Source organism: Gemmatimonadota bacterium, assembly GCA_026705765.1.
Classification (GTDB): Bacteria; Latescibacterota; UBA2968; order UBA2968; family UBA2968; genus VXRD01.
In genome coordinates, this window is the sequence record JAPPAB010000190.1 from 1 (window position 1) to 19,422 (window position 19,422).

A 19,422-nucleotide genomic window follows, 5' to 3' on the forward strand; every position below is an offset into this window, starting at 1 on the left:
TGGGGATGAGCGTATTTGTTCTTTTGTTGAGGCCATAGTTACGCCAGGGCATACACGCAGGCATCAATCTGTGCTGGTGCATACGGGCGAGGATACGTTCTGTTTTGTGGGGGATTTGATTCCTACGACGCATCACCTGAAGCCGATTTATGTGATGGCGTATGATCTGTATCCGCGGCAGACCTATCTGGTTAAGCAAGAGGTTATGGATAGGGCGGTTTCCGAGAATTGGGTTGTGGTGTGGCCACACGATCCGGATATTGCATGGGGACGATTGCGACGAGATGATGTGGGTGTTTGTGAAGTCCTGACCCTTTCCGCCGATTGAGTTGACAAACGCGAGTTCTATGACTATACATGTGCCCCGCAGGATATTAACTCAATTTTGCGCTGATTGGGATAATTGTGCTTAAATAGTTTGTTTAAACTGCTATTGGAAGTGATGGCAGGGTCTTGAGAAAGGAAAACGGATGCCTCGTGGGCGGTGTCATTTTGCGCTGGTGCTCGGGTTGCAGGTACAGCTCGAGCGCGATTTGCCTGAGGTCGGTGCTCTAAATCGGCGGTATTTGCCGGATCTTGTGGCGGGTTCTATGGCGCCGGATGCGATGCGTTTGCTCGGGAAGATGGGTAAGTACGGATCGCATTTTTATACGGAGGAGCAGCGCGAGACGTGGGGCAAATCCGTTTCGGGTATGTTTGAGGCGCATCCCAATCTGGCGGATTATCAGAATATGGATCCGCGAGATCGCGTTTTGTTGATGGGGTATATTGCGCATTTGACGACGGATGAAGCGTTTCGCGATGAGGTGACGATTCACGTACACGGCGTTGAGGACTGGCGGCCCATTATTTATGGGTTGTGGTCTTATGTAGATGAATTGCCGATCAATTATCCAGGTGTCGCGGGAGTGCTGGATCAGTTTGATGGACGTGGAGAGGTGGGGTTTATTGATCGCGAAATAGTATCTCGATTTGTGCGGCGTGCGCGGGGATGGGCAGAGAATGCAGACCCCGTTGTTCTCGAGCAGATATTTCTCAAGATGATAGGTCGCCCTCTGTCTGATGATATGGAAAAGCATCTTGCTGAGAACAGAAGACGGGCAGATGCGTTTTTTGATGAGAATATAAAAGCGCGTTTTGTCGATGAAGCTATTGCGCGAGGGCGAGATGAGATTGAGAAGTTTGTCAGTGGGGCATATAGTAGATGAGGGTATCCGCAGATGAGAGGCAATAATGGGAATTAAAGTGTGGATCGCGCTTATCGGTGTTTTTGCCAGTTTTGTGCTTCTGGTGCAGGGGATGGGATATGTCGCATTTTACCTGTCGCCGCGCGATCCGGATGCGATACAACGCGCATCGGAATTTGAGGCTGTGATGGGCAGTCTGGTGCGTGCGCCCAAAGATGGTGTTGTGCCTGTGGTGCAAGAAGATGGGGGGCGGGATCTCGAGGCTGTGATAGCGGATGTTGAGATTCCCAATCGCCATCCCGAGGCAACAGGGGCGGTGCATCGGGTGATGGAATGGTCGGGTAGGCAATTTGCCGAAGCGCCTATGCTCGCCCAACGGGTGCGAGAGGGGATCTTGCCGTCGGTATCGGAACGCCTGCCGGAAGATCCTCTTGTTATTGTACCGCCGCAACAGAATGGGCCTTATGGGGGGACGTGGACGCGGTTTGCGACTGGTCCCCGCGATGTGGGTATTGTCGAAGCCCGGTTTGCGTATGAGGGTCTGGTGCGGTGGGATGCGATGGCGCAGGAGGTGATTCCCAATCTGGCTGTGCGGTGGGAGATTGCCGATGGGGGACGCAGTTTTACATTTTATTTGCGCAGAGGGGTGAGGTGGTCAGACGGGCATCCGTTTACAGTTGATGATCTCATTTTCTGGTATGAGGATGTGTTGCAAGACGAAGAGATAACGCCTGTTGTGCCGCGCGATTTTAAGCGGGGTGGACGGGTGATGGGGTTGGAGAAGGTCGATGATTATACGGTGCGGTTCACGTTTTTGGAACCCAATGGGTTGTTTGTTGTGAAGTTGGCGTCGGGGCGCGGTTATGAGATGTTGCGCTATCCCGCCCATTATATGAAGCAATTTCATCCGAAGTACACGTCTTTGGAAAAGCTCGAGGCGATGAGCGAGGCCGCGGGATTTGATTTGTGGAAGCAGCTTTTTGAAGATATGCGCGATTGGCGCAATCCGGATATCCCGCGTTTGTGGCCGTGGATTGTGGTTGCGCCGCCGCCTGCGCGTCCGGCAGTGCTGGAGCGCAATCCCTATTATTGGAAGGTCGATTCCGATGGGAATCAACTGCCGTATATCGACCGCATGACCTTTGAGATTTTTGATCCCGAGACTATTAATCTCAAGGCGATCAACGGGGAAATAGGCATGCAGGGGCGGCACCTGCAGTTTCAGAATTATCCGCTGTTTATGGAGGGGAGAAAGAAGGGCGATTATCGGGTTGTGCATTGGGTCAATGGATCGGCGGGGTCAAATATTCTGGCGTTGAATTTGAATCATCGAGATCCGGAAATGAAGAGGATTATCGGGGATCACCGCTTTAGAAAAGCTCTGTCGCTCGCGCTGAATCGCGATGAATTAAATGAGGCGGATTATTTTGGGATTGGGAAGCCGAGGCAAGTTTGTCCGCCGCCATCGTCGCCGTTTTACGATGCGGATTACGAGCGCGCATATATTGAATACGATCCGGACCGCGCGAATGCACTGCTCGACGAGATGGGTTTGAAGCGCGGGAGAGGTGGCATGCGATTGCGGGCAGATGGCGCACCGATTAAGCTCTATATTGAGACGACGTCTCTGAATAATCGCATTCTGGAACTGGTGGCGAGTTATTGGACGGCGGTGGGGGTGCATTCAGAAGTCAAGGAAGAAGCGCGGCAGTTGTTTTACGAGCGCAAAAAGGGTTTGTTGCACGATGTTGGCGTGTGGGGCGGGTCAGATGAGCAGATCGCTGTTCTGGATCCGCGCTGGCTCGTGCCATTTAGCGATGAGTCGGTACACGCGGTGGATTATGCGCGCTGGTATCGCACGGAGAAAAAACGCGGCGAGGAACCCCCAAAAGATATGCGGCGGTGTATTGAGCTGTTTTGGGAGATTGAGAAGACGATTGACGAGGATGAACAGATCAGGCTTATGGGAGAAATTATCGATTTGAACCGAAAGAATCTGTGGGTTATCGGTACGGTGGGGGCATTGCCTTCGTTTTATCTGGTCAAAAATTCATTTCGCAATGTGCCCGAGGTCGCGATGTCCGGCTGGGCATTTCGCACGCCCGGGAATACGGCGGTTGAGTGTTATGCGATTGAGGAATAGACGAATAAGGAATTGTTCAAATTGGAGTGTCGTATGGCTTATAAAACACAATCGCGGGACACGAATCCCAGGGTAGAACGCCTGCTCATTGAAGCGTATCGGCGCATGACACCACACGAAAAAGCCGAAAAAATATCCCAACTCTCTCAGGCGTGTACAGACCTTGCAATTTCGGGCATTCGCAGCCGGTATCCCGAAGCAGATGAGCGAGAAATCCGCCTTCGCCTCGGCGCGTTGCGGCTCCCCCGGCAGACCATGATTAAAGCATTTGGCTGGGACCCACATAAAGAGGGCTATTGAGGTGATTTCTGAACCCCTGTGCGTCGCCCTGCAAATGGCTGAAATTTTTGAAAACCTGGATATTCCGTATCTGGTGGGCGGGTCAATTGCCAGTTCCATTTACGGAGAGCCTCGCGCCACACAGGATATCGACATGGTTGCAGAACTGAAGAATCACCATATTCAAGCTCTCATTGCAAATACCCAAAACGCATTTTACATCGAAGAAGAAGATGTTATTCGCGCTGTCTCTCGACACAGTTCCTTCAACGTTATCCATCTCGAAACAATGATTAAGGTAGATATTTTTGTACCTGGTTCTGAAGCGATTGACCGCGAAGAAATGCGTCGTCGAAGGCCACAAACCATTGCTGACACGCAATTGGTCGTGGCAACGCCAGAGGATATTGTACTGCAAAAATTGATCTGGTATCGAAAAGGTGGCGAAGTTTCAGACCAACAATTACGGGATGTATCGGGTATCTTAAAAGTACAGGGCGACAGGTTAGATTGGGATTATCTGAAGCACTGGGCAGAATCTCTAAATTTGTCTGAATTATTGCAACGGGCAAAAGAAGGGTCTGAAGACCATAATGGCTGAATTCAAAATATTTTTATCTTCATTCATCTGCGGATAGTTTTTTTCACTTTCAGAGAAATTTTTATATGCTCGTCCTCATTATCAAACGCTTACTTTGGATGATTCCCACTATGGTAATCATCTCATTTATTTCGTTTTCAATTATCCAGCTTCCACCGGGGGATTATCTCACGTCGTATATTGCTGCGCTGGGTGAGACGGGAGAGACGGTGGATGAGGCACAGGCTGCGGCACTGCGGGCGCGGTACAATCTCGATCAGCCTTTTATGGTGCAATACTGGCGGTGGTTGAAAGGTATGGTGCAGGGCGATTTGGGGATGTCGTTTGAGTGGAATCGGCCCGTGACAGAGCTGATTGGCGAACGCATTTTGCTGACGTCTATTATTTCGATTGTGACGCTGCTGGTGACGTGGGCACTGGCGATTCCGGTTGGGATTTATTCGGCTGTGAAGCAGTATTCACTGCCGGATTATTGTTTTACATTTTTGGGCTTTATCGGGCTTGCAACGCCCAATTTTTTGCTCGCGCTCATTTTTATGTACATCGGGTATTCCGTGTTTGGGGTGAGTGCGGGCGGGTTGTTTTCACCGGAGTATCAGAGTGCGGCGTGGTCTTTTGGCAAATTTCTCGATTTGCTCTGGCATTTGTGGATCCCTGTGATTGTGATTGGCACGTCGGGTACGGCGGGCTTGATACGGGTGATGCGGGGCAATTTGCTGGATGAATTGCGGAAGCAATACGTGATGACTGCCCGCGCTAAAGGCGTGCGCTACTGGGTGTTGCTGATGCGGTATCCGGTGCGTGTGGCGCTCAATCCGCTCGTCAGTACTGTGGGATGGGTTTTGCCGGGCATTGTGTCTGGGGCGACGATTACGTCGGTGGTGTTGGGCTTGCCGACGACGGGTCCGCTGTTGTTGCGCGCGCTGATGAATCAGGATATGTATCTGGCGGGTAGTATGGTGATGATGTTGAGCCTGTTGACGCTTGTCGGTACGCTCATTTCAGACATTTTGTTGTTGTGGCTCGATCCGCGCATTCGCTACGAAGAGGGGGAGCATTAGATGGCTATGCCCAGACGGGAAGAGGTTGTCGGACAAGATGTGCTGACTGAGGAAACGGAAGCCTATGCCGCGTCTCAGTGGCAGTTGATGTGGTGGAAGTTTCGCAAGCACCATCTGGCAATGGCTGCGGGTATGGTTATTGTTGCGCTTTATGTGGTGGCTGTGTTTTGCGAGTTTTTGGCGCCTTATACGCTCAATCATCGGCAGGTCGCCTATGCGTTTGCTCCGCCTCAGCGTTTGCAATTTGTGTCGGATGAGGGCGTGCATTTCTGGCCGTTTGTGTATGGGATCAAGGGCGTGCGGCATCCGGAAACGCTTCGGAAGTTCTATATCGAAGACCGCTCGCAACGCTATGCCGTACGGTTGTTTGTGCGAGGCGCACCCTATCGGTTCTGGGGCTTGTTTGAGACGGATATCCATCTTTTTGGCGTTGATGATGGGGGGACGCTTTTTCTGTTGGGTACGGATCATCTCGGGCGGGATTTGCTTTCGAGGATTATTTACGGTTCGCGCATTTCGCTGACGATAGGGCTGGTGGGGGTGACACTGAGTTTTGTGTTTGGTCTGGTGATCGGCGTGGTGTCCGGGTACTACGGGGGTTGGATCGACAATCTCATTCAGCGCGGGATTGAGATTCTCAGGTCTTTTCCGTCTATTCCGCTGTGGATGGCTCTGGCTGCGGCACTGCCTTCATCGTGGTCGCCCTTGCAGATCTATATGGGCATTACGGTTGTGTTGTCCTTTATTGGGTGGACGGGTTTGGCGCGGCAGGTGCGCGGGAAAATTTTGTCGTTGCGCGAAGAGGATTTCGCAACTGCTGCATTGCTTGCCGGCGCGAGTCGCTGGCGGATTATGACGCGGCATTTACTGCCTTCGTTTATGAGCCATATTATCGTGAGTTTGACGCTCGCTGTACCGGGTATGATTTTGGGCGAGACTTCGCTGAGTTTTCTCGGTCTTGGGCTGCGTCCGCCGGTGACGAGTTGGGGCGTGCTGTTGAAAGAGGCGCAAAATGTTCAGGCTGTGGCTTTTCAGCCGTGGCTTTTGACGCCTGTGATTTTTGTAATTATTACTGTGCTCGCATTTAATTTTGTAGGCGACGGTCTGCGTGACGCCGCCGATCCTTATTCACGTTAGGGGATTAGACTTATGGAACTTCGACAGAATCGGGTAAAACACAAGTTGCGACGAGGCGAACAGGCGTATATCGCCGGTGGATTTACGCACGCGGATGATATCGACGCATTTGGTCCCGCGAATTTTGATGGGATATGGATTGAGGGTGAGCACGGCCCTATGGTTTTTGACGAGTTGGGCAATCTCACACGCGCCTGTGATCTGTGGGGCATGACGTCGATTGTGCGCGTGAATCGCAATGATCAGACGCTTATTTATCGCACGCTGGACAGGGGCGCGCAGGGTATTGTGGTGCCGCATGTGAATACGCGCGAAGAAGCGGAAAATGTCGTGGCTGGTGGGCGGTTCGCGCCCATTGGGCAGCGCGGTATGTTCACGAGCCGGCAGGGCTATGGTGTTGCGGATTATTTTGCAAAGGCCAATGACGAAGTGTTGCTCACCATTTTGATTGAAGACATCGTCGCGGTGGAGAATCTGGATGAGATTCTGACTGTGGATCAGATCGATGTGTTTTTTGTGGCGCCTTCAGACCTGGGGGCGTCGATGGGGTATATTGGCGATTTGGAAAATAAAGTGGTGCAAAAGACGATTGACGACGCGCTTGCAAAGATTATCGCGTCGGGGCGTGTTGCGGGTACGATGACCTCGTCGGACAATGTGGGGAAATTTGCCGCTGCCGGGGTGCAGATGATGCTGGTGAATAGCACCGGGTGGTTGCAAGAGGGTGCGAAGGCGTTTATGGCGAGAGCAAGAGAGGCCGTGTGATTTGGACCATGTGTTGACCATAAATAATTTGAAGACGCACTTTTTTCTCGATGAGGGAACGGTTCGCGCAGTGGATGGCGTGACGATGGATATTCCCCGGGGGAAGACGGTGGGTATTGTGGGGGAGAGTGGGTGCGGGAAGAGTGTGACGGCTTTTTCGGCATTGCGCCTGGTGTCATCGCCCGGGCGAATTGTGGAGGGGGAGATTGTTTTGCACCGTCCCGACCGCGAGATTTATTTGACGGATCTGGACGAGGAGGGCGAGGATATTCGCGCGATTCGCGGGCATGAGATTGCGATGATTTTTCAGGAGCCGATGACGTCGCTGAGTCCGGTGCATACGGTGGGGTTTCAAATTGTGGAGGCGATTCGGTTGCATCTCGATTTGCGGGGTGAAGAAGCGCGGTCACTCGCCGTAAATATGCTGGATCGGGTTGGGATTCCGGATGCGGAGCGGCGGTTTGCACAATATCCGCACGAGATGAGCGGTGGGATGCGACAGCGCGTGATGATTGCCATGGCGCTTTCGTGCCGTCCATCACTGTTGATTGCCGATGAACCCACGACGGCATTAGATGTCACGATTCAGGCACAGATACTGGATTTGATGCGCGATTTGCAAGACGAATTTCAGATGTCGATTATGTTGATTACACACGATTTGGGTGTGGTCGCGGAAATGGCAGATGAGGTTGCGGTGATGTATATGGGGCGCATTGTGGAACACGCGGCGACAGAGGAGATTTTTGAAAATCCCAAACACCCCTATACGCAGGCGCTGATGCAATCTATCCCGGGAATGAGCCGGGCGAGAAAGACGCGGTTGCAGACGATCTTGGGATCTGTGCCCGATCCCTATACGCAATTGCAGGGGTGTCCTTTTCATCCGCGATGTGAAGTAGCACAGGACGGGGTGTGCAATGCGGGCGATAGGCCAGAACTGCTCGCTGTTGGAGATGGGCATGCGGTTGCGTGTGTGTTGTATGGAGAGGATGTGCGCGATGCGTGAACAGAACGCCTTGTTGCGAGTGCGCGATCTGAGAAAGCATTTTCCTATTACGCGTGGTTTTTTCAATACGGTTGTCGGCCAGGTCAAAGCCGTAGATGGCGTGAGTTTTGATTTGTTCGAGGGGGAGTGCCTGGGGCTGGTAGGAGAAAGTGGATCGGGTAAAACAACGGTTGGGCGCACGATTTTGCGGGCGATAGCTCCCACGGCTGGCGAGGTGTGGTTCCGCAAGGATAGCGAGGAGGTCAATGTTGCACGGGCACCCCACGATGTGCTCAAGTCGCTGCGCCGAGATATGCAGATGATTTTTCAAGATCCCTACGCCTCTTTGAATCCGCGTATGACGGTGCTCGATATTATTGGTGAACCGCTGCTGGTCAATGGGGTCGCAGATCGCCACGAACGGGAGACGCGCGTGCGGGAATTGCTCGCTCAGGTGGGGTTGAATCCCCATTTTTTGCGGCGGTATCCACACGCTTTTAGCGGGGGGCAGCGGCAGCGTATTGGCATTGCGAGGGCACTGGCATTGCATCCCAGGTTGATCGTGGCGGATGAACCCGTTTCCGCGCTGGATGTCTCTGTGCAGGCGCAGGTGCTCAATTTGCTTCAGGAGTTGCAAGAACAGTTCGGGTTGACCTATTTGTTTGTCGCGCACGATTTGAGTGTGGTGCGCCATATTTCCGACCGCGTGGCGGTGATGTATGTGGGTAAGGTTGTGGAATTGGCTCCGGTTGATCAGCTTTTTCAAAGTCCGGCGCATCCCTATACCGAGGCACTTTTGTCGGCGGTGCCCAATCCAGATCCCAGGCGAAAGAAGAAGCGCGTTTTGCTGTCTGGCGAGGTGGCGGATCCCGGGGATACGCCTTCGGGCTGTGCGTTCCATCCGCGCTGTTCTTATGCTGAGGATCGATGTAAGGAGGAAGTTCCAGAATTGCGCGAGATCGCGCCAGGGCATGCGGTGCGCTGTCATTTGAGCGATGTATTGCAGTTGGAGGGAATGACGGGATAGGGGCAGACCCGTGAATCTGCCCATCATTATTGATAAGGAGAAAGAGATGAAGATTGAACACATTGCTTTTGTGGTTGATGATCCCGATGTGGTTGCAAAGTGGTATTGCGATAATCTGGGTATGCGCGTTGTGCGCCAGGGGCCACCACCCATCAAGATGACGTTTGTGGCGGATTCGGAAGGGACGACGATGTACGAGCTTTATCATCAGCCAGAGGTGGAGACGCCAGACTATGCTTCGATGCACCATCTGGCACTGCATTTTGCTTATGCTACTGAGGATATTGAGGCCGATTTTGCGCGTTTGAAAGCTGCGGGCGCAACGGTTGTGCAGGAACCCACGCCTACGGATGCAGGGGATACGCTGGCGATGCTGCGCGATCCCTGGGGCGTTTGCGTGCAACTGGTGCATCGCAAAGAGAAGATGCTTTGAGGGGTGAGAAGTTAGACTCAATTATTGACCATTATGCCCGTTAATGGTAGATTATGGCCCGATTTTAATTTGGTGAGGAGAGTGTATGCCTGTTCTGGATGTTGAAAGGCTCAAAGGGGCCTGTACACAGGTGTTTGAAGGCGCTGGTCTGGGCGCGGAAGAAGCGCGCCAGATTGCGCATTCGCTGGTGTTGTCCAATTTAATGGGGCACGATTCCCACGGTGTGATTCGCCTGGTGCAATACGTTCAGGCACTTGAGGAAGGGCGCGTGCATGCCGGGCAAGAGATCGCGGTTGTGCGCGAGGCCGATGCTTCGGCAGTTGTCGATGGTGGTTGGGGGTTTGGACAAACTGTTTGCCATCAGGCTATGGCGTTGGCAATGGAGAAGGCAAAACAGCGGTCGGTTGCCGTGGTCGAACTTTTCAATAGCGGGCATATTGGGCGTTTGGGTGAATATGTGGAGGTCGCTGCCGAGGCCGAGATGATCGGTATTGTGATGTGCAATAATCACGGTGGGGGATTGCTTCAGCATCCGTTTGGCGGCATTGACGCGCGCATGTCGCCCAATCCCATTGCTGTCGGTATTCCCACGGGAGGCGATTTTCCGATTGTGGTGGATTTGACCACGAGTGTTGTCGCGGAAGGGAAAATCCGGGTGAAGCGCAATTTGGGGGAATCGCTGCCCGAAGGCTGGGTTATTGATGCAGAGGGCGATCCGACGACGGATCCGGCAAAGTTTTACGGTCCACCCAGAGGGGCTATTTTGCCTTTTGGCGGGATTTCTGCGCATAAGGGCTACGCGCTTTCTGTGGTGGTCGATGTTTTGTCTGGCGCACTCGGTGGCGGTGGTTGTAGTCGCGAGGGCGGGCTTTCTGGCGGCAATGGGGTGTTTATTATGGCGCTCGATATTGGGGCTTTTGTCGGACGCGATCATTTTAGCGATGAGATGCAATCCTTTGTACAATTTTTGAAAAGTGCCCGGCTCGCACCCGGGTTTGATGAAATTTTGATGCCGGGCGAGATGGAAGCGCGCATGCGGCGAGAGAAAGAAGCCCATGGTGTGGATATAGATGATGAGACTTGGCGACAGATTTGTGAAACGGGACAGGCAGTTGGTATAACTTTAGAGTAAGGAGGGTGGTTTGCCGAAGGATGAACTCAATGCCGTTGTGACACAACGTCTCGAAGTGACCCCCGATTTGATTATTCTTCGCGTTGTGCCCGACGGATGGGAATTGCCGGCTTTTGAAGCCGGACAATTTGGCGTGATCGGATTGCCTCCTGATGCACCCCGCACAGAGTATTCAGATCCTGTCGAAGATTATGAGAAGCCGCAGAGAGGCTTGATCCGGCGGGCGTATTCTATTGCATCTTCTTCGGTGGCAACAGAGTACCTCGAGTTTTATATTACTCTGGTGAGATCGGGGGCATTGACACCCAGGCTTTTTGCGCTCGAAATTGGCGACCGCCTCTGGTTGGGTCCAAAAATTACGGGTATGTTTACACTGCAAGATGTTCCGCCGAATAAAAATGTCGTGATGGTGGCGACGGGTACGGGATTGGCGCCTTATATGAGTATGTTGCGGACTTATTTGCGGGAAAACACGGAGCGGCGTTTTGTGGTGTTGCACGGGGCGCGGCATTCATGGGATTTGGGATATCGGTCAGAATTGGAGATGATGCAAGATTTACGCGCTAATTTTATTTATATCCCCCAGATTAGTCGTCCGGCAAATGAGCATGTGGCGTGGAGCGGATATACGGGTTATGTGCAGAATTTGTGGACAGATGGTCCGCTTGATGAGGTCTGGGGGGGACATCCAACACCGGAAGATACGCATGTGTTTGTATGCGGTAATCCCTATATGTGCGATGATGTGACAGAAATTTTAATTTCAGAGGGTTTTAAGGAACACAAGCGGAGAGATCCCGGGCAGATACATATAGAACGCTATTGGTGAGATATGGGAGAGGATAAAAGCTTTGATGCGATTGTGCTGGGCGCTGGGCACAATGGCCTCATTTTGCAGGCGTATTTGTGTCGCGCAGGACTCAATGTGATTTGCCTGGAGAGAACGGATAAACCCGGAGGCGGGCTGGCGACTGTTGAAGACCCCCGTTATCCGGGTTTTTTGCACAATACGCATTCTTTTTTTCATCGCGCGATCACGCAAATGCCGTGGTTTGGCGATTTGCACCTGGAACGGTATGGCGCGCGCTATATTGAACCCGAACTGAATGTGGCGCTTGTGCTGAGAAATGGCGATGTGCTGAAATGGTACACGGATTTTGAACGCACGGAAGACAGTTTTGCGCGGTTTAGCAAGCGGGATGCACAGACACTTCGGCGATGGCGCGATGCGTTTGATCCCGTTGTACGCAATATTCTGTCTGTAGAGGCACAGGCACCGCCTTTGCCGGAAGAACTGAGGCAGGAGATTTTGTCGCGAACCCGAGAGGGGAAGATGTTGCTCGAAGTCAGCGCGCTTTCCCCGCACGAGTTTGTGAGTCGGGAATTTGAACATCCGGTTATTCGAGCTGGATTGTTGTTTTTCAATGGGCTGCGCGAAGTGGATTTGCGCGCCTCGGGGTTTGGACACCATATACCGGCTTTGCTGGCGAGCAAGGGGAAAGCTCAGATGTGTGTGGGCGGTTCCGCAGGGCTGGCGCGCGCGCTGGTTGCCGCTATTTCTGATATGGGCGGCGAGATATGGTTGCAAACCGAACCCGGGCGCATTGTGGTGGAAAATAATCGCGTTAAGGGCGTTGAGACGGTAGATGGCAAGTATATCAAAGCACCTGTGGTCATATCCAGCTTGAATCCCCATCAGACGTTTCTCGATTTGATTGACCGCGATGCGTTGCCCGAGACGTGGCAAAACCGAGTCGAGAGATTTCAGTACAATGTGCTGGCTCCGCTGTTCGCACTCCATTTGAATTTGAGTGAATCGCCGCGTTATCGAGCTTTAGAAAAACACCCGGAGGTGGCGGATGCGCTGATGGTTATTCTGGGGCTGGAACACGCGGATCAATATGGGGATATTGTCACTCACCACGAGAAGGGGACGATTCCGCCGACTGTGATGTGGGGGGCGTGTCCGACGCATTTTGACACAACGCAGGCTCCTTTGGGAAAACACACGGCGTTTATGTGGCAGAAGTTGCCGTTTTACCTGTATGGGGATTCTGCAAACTGGGATCGCCAGCGGGATGCGGTTGGTCGCGATATGCTGGATATGTGGTCTGAATACGCGCCCAATTTGAGGGATTGCGTGATCGATTCTTTTGTTCGCAGTCCACTGGATGTGGAACGCGCATTGACCAATATGCGGGATGGGGATTTGCTCGTTGGTGCGTTTACAAATGGGCAGACGGGTTATAACCGTCCTTTTCCCGGTGCCGGGCATTACCGGGGATGTTTTGAAGGACTGTATCTTTGTGGGTCCTGCTGCCATCCCGGCGGCAATGTAACCGGTTTGCCGGGGTATAATGCAGCACAGGTTATTCACAGCGATCTGGGCATTGCTGCTTCATGGATACCGGATCCCGTGGATGTGGCACTGGGGGGATAGGAATACATGCTTTCGACAACACCAAGGACTCAGATACGACTCAGGAGCCTTAGGCAGTTCTACAATCTCTTGGATGGATTAGAACAGCGTCTGGGTGGCAAACGCAGACTGAGGGACTGTAATGGCCGTGCAGGATGGCCGAAGCGTGGTGTTTACTTTTTTTTTGAAGAAAGTGAATTGCGCTCGGACAGCGGAGACGGTTTGCGCGTGGTGCGGATCGGTACCCATGCACTTAGGCGGGGTTCTCGGACGTCACTCTGGCACCGGCTGGCGCAGCATCGAGGTATTGCCAAAAGCGGTGGCGGCAATCATCGCGGATCCATTTTTCGCTTGTTGGTCGGCACGGCACTGATTCAACGAGAACCGACTTTTGTTTCGGAGAGTTGGGGCAAAGGCAATACTGCGCCGCGCGAGGTACGCTTGGGGGAGCACGACCTTGAATGTCAGGTCAGCAATGTAATCGGTCAGATGCCGTTTTTATGGCTCTCTATTCCGGATGAAGCAGGACCAGATAGTCTTCGAGGTGTAGTTGAACGCAATACAATCGCATTGCTGAGCAATTACGACAGACAAACACTTGACCCTCCATCTAATACTTGGCTTGGTCGAAACTGCTCTCGTGTTCGTGTGCGGCGATCTGGCCTTTGGAACAACAACCATGTTGACGAAGTTCATGATCCAGCATTCTTGGACATATTTGAGAGGTTGGTTTTCAATACGGGAGAGATTGAAAAATGGCGCGTATAACTAATAGGGATCGTATTATCAAACTACTGAGTCAGCAGTCCAGATTAGATGACGACGAGATCTCAGAGTTGACTGAGATCAAGCCGCGTCAGCAGGTTAATCAGATCTGCCGCGATTTAGTAAGACTTGGTAAATTGAAACGATTTCAAGGTCCTAAGGGAAAGATCGTTAATCAATTGGTCAACACTAATCCCTCAAAGGTTACAAGCTCCGCGGCTAAGACCGCGGCTTTTGAAGCACTGCCACGCTGGAAAACCGAGCTAACTGCGACCAGCCAAACTGCGCCACATTCGGAGGAAGATTCTCTCGCTACACTCGATCTGCAGCATCTTCGCGATACCTTGCTTATAATTCCGTGTTGCAGTTGCAAGAAAAAGTTGCCATTTCCAGATGCGCGTGAAACAAGGTCTCGGATTGCTCAGTATTTGACCGCCGATCTCGCGGAGCGGCTATATCTTGCCCGAGAGGAGGTTCGCGTGCGGGCACGTATTGATGAGAAAACTTTGATTCCGGCTTGGCGAAGATACGACGGTTATCTCTATAGAGCGAAAGGAGCAAGGGAAACGCTGTGCCAAGCCGTGGAACAAGGTCTGCATGTTCTTATCCTGAGCGGAGGCTATGGCGTGCTGCTCGCGGATGAACCTATCGGACTTTATGAGGCCCAATTTAAAACAAGTTGGTGGCCGAAAAACTTGTTGGAGGAAGTGATCGCCAGCTATACGAGATACCACCAGCTAAAATACATGCGTGCCTTCGTGTCTAAGTCTAAATCGAATGGTTACCGTTCTCTGGTGAAACGGGTCAATTGGTGTGTAGCCGGTGTGGACGATGCGGTTTTACTGATACCGAAGTGCGTAGGAGGTGGTGCCCAGAGCAAAGTACCAAGAGCACAGGGAGAAGCTATGGCGGCATTGGTCAAGGGAGAACTCAGTGGAGGCTGGCGTAGCTCTGACGGGCTTGCTCTGATATGCAAAAGGCTACGGTAGGGCGAAAAAAAGAATGAAGGGGGCACGGAGAAAGTGTGAGATTCTTCAGGAGGTATTGTGCCCATAGGAAAGACCTTCCTTAAGAATTTTTAGATTTAAATAGTAGAAAGAACCGAGTAGGTGACTGTAGCCGTTTAAGTTCTGGGTAGATAAATACCACCCTGCGTCCAGGTTCTTCTTGATATATTTTTATCTAAACTCTGACCATACGCTTCAAGTTGTGCTTGAAGTTGTTGATACTGAGAATAATGAGGTGAGATTTTTCTAAACCATTGAGTCAATACCGCTTGAGTCTCTGATCCCGTACCAGAACCATCGTAGTTGTCAATGGTTGTCCCTCTGTATCCAATAAACTTACTTGGCGCGAAAATATTCTCATTTGGAAAGTAGTACCAATGAAAAAACTGTGAGAAGACATCAAGTGCTTCTGAATTAGAATTTTTTGTTAGCCTATTGAATTCTTTTGCATTTTGTTCAGCTTCGTTTATTGATTGAATACATTGCATCCTGCAATTTCCTTACTTTATATAGGAAGAACCGCCTTCGAGGATTTTTAGTTGTTCCACTCTCGCTTCTTCACCTTCCAATTTGGGAGGATCAAAATTTGTGATTAGCACTTCTCTGTTGAGTTTGCGTGAGGTATCATTTTTTTTCACTCTCATTCCGGAGTAGGATTGGACTGAGAGGATATTATAGCCATCATACATGTTGTGAATCTCCGGAACATCGTAGGATGACAAGATCCACTTGCATTTTGATTGGCGTAAACGGTCAGCTAAATGGCAATGGTCATCCCAATCTCTCATATTATAAAGGTAATTACAGTTATTACCAGGATATGGTGGGTCAATATACATTGCGGTCTTCGCACGGTCATAACGGTCAAAACACTTTTGCCAATCCATATTTTCGACTACTACTTTTTGCAATCGGTTATAGACTGGTTCAATTCTTTTTCGCAAGAATTTTAATGCACCAATGAGCCGATTTCCATGCCCACCATCAGTGATACTGGTTTGAAAACGAGGATAGTGTAGTTCTCCGCCCCATCCAGCCATGATAATGTAGTAAAAACGATGTGCGCGTTCTATGTCTGTTAATGTCGTCGTATCTAAATTGGCGAGGCGTTCAAATTCAGCACGAGACACAAGTTCCCACTCGAAAGATTGGATAAATTCTTCGGGTTTGTGCTTTACAACACGAAAAAAGTTTACCAGTTCCCGATCTATGTCATTGAGCACTTCAACCTTACTGGGTGGCTTGGCAAATAATACCCAAGCAGCACCGGCAAAAAGTTCCACATAGCAAGTATGATCGGGAATTAGAGCAACTATTTGCTTTCGCAAACGCGATTTACCGCCCACCCACTTAAATGGGCTATTTATGATTTTGTACTCGTCATTCTGGGGCATTGAATCACCTCTTTAGATTATTTGTCTGTCTCTATTAGAGACAATTTACCCTATTTAGTTTATTTGTCAAGTCTTATTGCGTAAAAAAGGCGAAAGATGCAAAGATTTGGTAAAAAATTGCGAATCTTACGCACGCAACATGGTCTGTCGCTCAAGGCATTGGCTCTTAAACTCGGCCTTAGTGCTCATGGATATATTAGTGAGCTTGAGTCTGGAAAAAAGAAGCCGACTGCAGAATTCGTGCTTAATGCCGCCCGTTTGTTCGATGTTAGCACCGACCAGCTTTTGAAAGATGAATTAGATTTGGAGGAGAACAAATGAACCATATGTTTATTAGTGCACCCATGGAAGGTGAAATAGAAAAATTGAGACTCATTTTGAGTACCTATCAAGATGGGATGGGGCAACAGGCTATTACGCCTGAAAAAAGTTTGCCAGGATGGCGAGATTTTGAGCGTTCTGTTGCTTTAGCATTTGGTGGTATTGCTTTAGAGAGCAAAGCTATTTTTGATGTACTCATACCAATCGCCCATGACCCGGAGATCAATATTGGTATTTCTTGTAAAATGCGCGAATTGCTACGAACAGTGGAAAAAAAAGGACGAGTAACTATAGAGGTCTCAAATTCAGCAGGTCAATTTTGGAATAGATTGAGAGGTGCAGGTATTGATGATTATAGCTCCAATCCCGATGTAGCCGGAAAAATTCTTCTCGATTTGATTGAGAGTCGGCATAATCAAGTGGATATAAAGCAAGTGGGAACCGTTGATGTCAGTCAAAGTTTCTATTTGATACTTCAATGGGATAAAGTGACTGGCCGATATAAACTGTTTCAGTTTCCGATTCAGTTGCCGGCCCCTGAAACTTTATCGTGGGGAGTGAGTGATAGTGGCAAACGATTGGTTGGGCTCGATAATGAGGAAGTCATGATAGAATGGTACGGACATTCAGGCGGTCAGCTAAAATACTATCCCTTAGCACATCAAGCAATATGGTCATCTGAAATTTTCAAACTTGAACCATTGCCCGAAAAGGCTTTGGGATATGGGCTTAGGCCGCGTGTACTTGAATATTTTCCCGATCTTTGGGAAAAAGCTAATGAAATGTAAATTTTCCGTTCGCTCCGTGAGTTGAGAGGTCAGGATAGGAGGAGTGGGAAGTATTCTAAAATTGAGAGGACAAAGCCGAGGACGGTGAGGAGGAGACAGAGCAGGGCTATGAGAATGGTGATGCGCCCTTCGCGGTATTCTGCACTTGATACGAGAATTTGCGCTGCGAGCCAGCCACCGATAAAACCGCCCAGATGCGCCAAGTTGTTGACGCCGCTCATGAGAAAGCCCAAGATAAATAGAAAAATGGCCCATTGCCACATCTGCCGCGTCATGAGTGACATCATCTGCGTTTTCTGCTTGCGGCCGTACACAATGATGGCGGCAAAAAGTCCAAAGATCGCACCCGACGCGCCTACGGTTGGAGCACCCAATAGTAGATTGGAGAGGATAAAGCCGATAGCTCCTGCGACGGTGTAGATGATAAAATAGCGCGCCGGTCCATAGAAATGCCCGACATCGGGACCGAGTTGCCGAATCCACAGGACGTTGAACAGGATGTGGAGGAGGCTACCGTGAAGATATGTCGCGGTGAGCACGCTCAACGGTAATGCACTGCCGTAGATCTGGCTCAATGGTGACGCATCGCCGTAGGTCATGCCGAGAACGATCAGCGGTTCATGGCCGGGGCTTAGCATATTAAAAAAATTACCGCTCACCGACAGTGCGGCACCGAGGTCGAGTAATAGACTGACTGCGTACAGGGCAATACATGCGGTGGGTATCAGGGTGAGGACGTCGATGCGACCGCCAAAAAGCCGGTTCAGCGCGGGACCGAGACCCCAGAGACTGGGATTATAAGCGCCGCAATGGGGGCATTTTTTCTCATCGGTATTGATGAGGTAGCCACAGCCTGGGCAGATCATGGAGGTGGGAGGTGGCATGGGATTACTCGAGTTTTGACCAGTTGTTTAGGATGAGCGAGAGGCCCCTGAGTACGCGTCGCATATCGCATTCTGACGTGTGGCCCATAGCCGCAATGCGGAAGGCTTTGTCTCTGGTGTCACCATAGCCCGGGGCGAGTTGTACATTGAGCAATTTTTTTGCGCGATCGACGAAATCAGAGCCCGATATGTAGTCTGGTAAGAGGATGGCATTTACGGTCAGGCTCTCGTATCCCGGTTTGGCTATGAGGCTCAGACCGTGTTTTCTCGCCCATTCGCGTTGCATGTGGGCGAGGCTCTGGTGGCGTTTGAAACGGTGGTCGCCTTCTCGTTTCATTTCTTCCAGACGCGCATTCAGACATTGTAAGGTCAGGTCGGCTACGGTCATGGGGGTTTGGGCTGTTTCTGCGCGCGTTCGCCATTCGATCAAGTCGAGGACATAACCGCGGTTTGGCGTGTTGGCTGCGATGTCAAACGCGCGGTCGGATACAATCATGACAGAGCCGATGGTGGGGCACGCGAAGTCCTTTTGCAGGCTCCAGAGATAGTAGTCGGGGCGCAAGGTCTCAATCGGCGTATCTGATGCCCCTGCTATGCTGACTGCGTCGATGGCAATCAGGGTTTTGGGAGATGTGTTGTGGGCTGTGTCACACATTTCCTGAATGGGCAGCATAACACCGGTAGATGTTTCGTTGTGGGTCAAAAGGGCAAGGTCGTAGTTTTTGGCGATGGCGTTGGACCATGTCCGAGCGCAGACGCCGTCGCCCCAGTCGGCTTTTAAGATGTCGATGTCGCGTCCGTGACTTGTGAAGATCTGTGCCCATTTTTTTGAAAAAGCACCGATGTCCATGCCCAATGTCGCGCTATTGCAGGGCGTATTGGTGACGACCATTTCCCAGTTGTAGCTGCCAGTGTGGCCGAAGATGAGTGGGGTAAATCCTCGTGGAATCTGAAAGACTTCGCGCAGCAAATCCACGGCTTTTTGATAGCAGGCTTGAAATGCAGCGGATCTGTGGGAATAGGTCGCCTGATATGTTTGCAAGACCCTGCGGACTGCCGGGGTGAGCATGTGCGGGCCAGGTGTCCAAAGG

General features: G+C 51.1%; 22 protein-coding genes. 18 read left to right on the forward strand and 4 right to left on the reverse strand.

Annotated features, from left to right (window positions below; genetic code table 11):
• The 16 genes from OXH16_24320 to OXH16_24395 form a co-directional block, all read left to right on the forward strand.
• Positions 1-328, forward strand: a 328-nt coding sequence (locus OXH16_24320; GenBank protein MCY3684529.1) for an MBL fold metallo-hydrolase, incomplete at its 5' end; no start/stop codon positions are given.
• A gap of 142 nt (positions 329-470) precedes the next feature.
• Complete coding sequence (locus OXH16_24325; GenBank protein ID MCY3684530.1) at positions 471-1,208, forward strand: zinc dependent phospholipase C family protein; 738 nt, start codon at positions 471-473, stop codon at positions 1,206-1,208.
• A gap of 25 nt (positions 1,209-1,233) precedes the next feature.
• On the forward strand, positions 1,234-3,330 hold the full coding sequence (locus OXH16_24330; protein ID MCY3684531.1) for an ABC transporter substrate-binding protein: 2,097 nt from the start codon (positions 1,234-1,236) through the stop codon (positions 3,328-3,330).
• 33 nt (positions 3,331-3,363) lie between these two features.
• Positions 3,364-3,630, forward strand: a complete 267-nt coding sequence (locus tag OXH16_24335) for a hypothetical protein (GenBank protein ID MCY3684532.1) — start codon at positions 3,364-3,366, stop codon at positions 3,628-3,630.
• 1 nt (position 3,631) lies between these two features.
• Positions 3,632-4,210 carry a hypothetical protein gene (locus OXH16_24340; GenBank protein ID MCY3684533.1) on the forward strand — a complete coding sequence of 193 codons (579 nt, stop codon included), beginning with the start codon at positions 3,632-3,634 and terminating at the stop codon, positions 4,208-4,210.
• A gap of 65 nt (positions 4,211-4,275) precedes the next feature.
• Positions 4,276-5,271, forward strand: coding sequence for an ABC transporter permease (locus tag OXH16_24345; protein MCY3684534.1), 996 nt, complete (start codon positions 4,276-4,278; stop codon positions 5,269-5,271).
• On the forward strand, positions 5,272-6,408 hold the full coding sequence (locus OXH16_24350; protein ID MCY3684535.1) for an ABC transporter permease: 1,137 nt from the start codon (positions 5,272-5,274) through the stop codon (positions 6,406-6,408).
• Between the two features lie 12 nt (positions 6,409-6,420).
• A complete protein-coding gene (locus OXH16_24355) occupies positions 6,421-7,173 on the forward strand; it encodes an aldolase/citrate lyase family protein (protein ID MCY3684536.1) in 753 nt (250 codons plus the stop codon).
• A 1-nt stretch (position 7,174) separates the two neighbouring features.
• Entirely contained in the window at positions 7,175-8,182 is a 1,008-nt protein-coding gene (locus OXH16_24360) for an ABC transporter ATP-binding protein (GenBank protein MCY3684537.1), read from the forward strand.
• Positions 8,175-9,188 carry an ATP-binding cassette domain-containing protein gene (locus OXH16_24365; GenBank protein ID MCY3684538.1) on the forward strand — a complete coding sequence of 338 codons (1,014 nt, stop codon included), beginning with the start codon at positions 8,175-8,177 and terminating at the stop codon, positions 9,186-9,188. The genes OXH16_24360 and OXH16_24365 overlap by 8 nt, the downstream gene beginning before the upstream one ends.
• Before the next feature lie 46 nt (positions 9,189-9,234).
• Positions 9,235-9,621 (forward strand): VOC family protein, encoded by a 387-nt coding sequence (locus OXH16_24370; protein MCY3684539.1) that lies wholly within the window; start codon positions 9,235-9,237, stop codon positions 9,619-9,621.
• Positions 9,622-9,706: 85 nt separating this feature from the next.
• The gene (locus OXH16_24375; GenBank protein MCY3684540.1) at positions 9,707-10,753 is read left to right on the forward strand and encodes an Ldh family oxidoreductase; all 1,047 of its coding nucleotides are present in this window, start codon (positions 9,707-9,709) and stop codon (positions 10,751-10,753) included.
• 10 nt (positions 10,754-10,763) lie between these two features.
• Positions 10,764-11,582, forward strand: coding sequence for a ferredoxin--NADP reductase (locus tag OXH16_24380; protein MCY3684541.1), 819 nt, complete (start codon positions 10,764-10,766; stop codon positions 11,580-11,582).
• Positions 11,583-11,585: 3 nt separating this feature from the next.
• Complete coding sequence (locus OXH16_24385) at positions 11,586-13,193, forward strand: NAD(P)/FAD-dependent oxidoreductase (protein MCY3684542.1); 1,608 nt, start codon at positions 11,586-11,588, stop codon at positions 13,191-13,193.
• Positions 13,194-13,262: 69 nt separating this feature from the next.
• Complete coding sequence (locus OXH16_24390) at positions 13,263-13,940, forward strand: hypothetical protein (protein ID MCY3684543.1); 678 nt, start codon at positions 13,263-13,265, stop codon at positions 13,938-13,940.
• Positions 13,928-14,926: a hypothetical protein gene (locus OXH16_24395; protein ID MCY3684544.1), complete on the forward strand. Its 999-nt coding sequence runs from the start codon at positions 13,928-13,930 to the stop codon at positions 14,924-14,926. Before OXH16_24390 ends, OXH16_24395 begins: the two co-directional genes overlap by 13 nt.
• A 134-nt stretch (positions 14,927-15,060) precedes the next feature.
• Here the strand turns inward: OXH16_24395 and OXH16_24400 are convergent, their stop codons facing one another.
• Positions 15,061-15,432, reverse strand: coding sequence for a hypothetical protein (locus tag OXH16_24400; protein MCY3684545.1), 372 nt, complete (start codon positions 15,430-15,432; stop codon positions 15,061-15,063).
• 12 nt (positions 15,433-15,444) lie between these two features.
• Entirely contained in the window at positions 15,445-16,338 is an 894-nt protein-coding gene (locus OXH16_24405) for a DNA adenine methylase (GenBank protein ID MCY3684546.1), read from the reverse strand.
• 96 nt (positions 16,339-16,434) lie between these two features.
• Here OXH16_24405 and OXH16_24410 point away from each other — a divergent pair, with 96 nt between their 5' ends.
• Both OXH16_24410 and OXH16_24415 read left to right on the forward strand, forming a co-directional pair.
• A complete protein-coding gene (locus tag OXH16_24410; protein MCY3684547.1) occupies positions 16,435-16,659 on the forward strand; it encodes a helix-turn-helix domain-containing protein in 225 nt (74 codons plus the stop codon).
• Complete coding sequence (locus tag OXH16_24415) at positions 16,656-17,447, forward strand: hypothetical protein (GenBank protein MCY3684548.1); 792 nt, start codon at positions 16,656-16,658, stop codon at positions 17,445-17,447. The genes OXH16_24410 and OXH16_24415 overlap by 4 nt, the downstream gene beginning before the upstream one ends.
• A 29-nt stretch (positions 17,448-17,476) precedes the next feature.
• Here the strand turns inward: OXH16_24415 and OXH16_24420 are convergent, their stop codons facing one another.
• Both OXH16_24420 and OXH16_24425 read right to left on the reverse strand, forming a co-directional pair.
• Positions 17,477-18,331 (reverse strand): rhomboid family intramembrane serine protease, encoded by an 855-nt coding sequence (locus OXH16_24420; protein MCY3684549.1) that lies wholly within the window; start codon positions 18,329-18,331, stop codon positions 17,477-17,479.
• A gap of 4 nt (positions 18,332-18,335) precedes the next feature.
• A partial coding sequence (locus tag OXH16_24425; protein ID MCY3684550.1) for an aminotransferase class V-fold PLP-dependent enzyme occupies positions 18,336-19,422 on the reverse strand: 1,087 nt, incomplete at its 5' end.